Origin of the sequence: Campylobacter concisus (assembly GCF_050447485.1) — a bacterium.
Taxonomy (GTDB): Bacteria; Campylobacterota; Campylobacteria; order Campylobacterales; family Campylobacteraceae; genus Campylobacter_A; species Campylobacter_A concisus_BQ.
Window position 1 is genome coordinate 1 of sequence record NZ_JALMFY010000007.1, and the last position, 239, is coordinate 239.

At 38.5% G+C, this 239-nt stretch carries 1 protein-coding gene; it reads left to right on the forward strand.

Going from position 1 to position 239, the window contains the following annotated elements:
• Positions 1–239 (forward strand): methyl-accepting chemotaxis protein (locus tag MTT29_RS09930; RefSeq protein WP_429800546.1); only part of this gene is annotated, 239 nt, incomplete at both ends.

Sequence of the window (239 nt, forward strand, 5' to 3'; positions counted from 1 at the left end):
AAAGTAGCAAGCTCAGCAAATACTCAAGCAAATAGCTTACAAGAAAGCGCAGCAGCAGTTGAGCAAATGAGTAGCTCAATGAATGCCATCTCTCAAAAGACAGCTGATGTTATAAGACAAAGTGATGAAATTAAAAACATCATAACTATCATTAGAGATATAGCAGATCAAACAAACCTTCTAGCTCTTAATGCTGCAATAGAAGCAGCTAGAGCTGGAGAACATGGCAGAGGATTTGC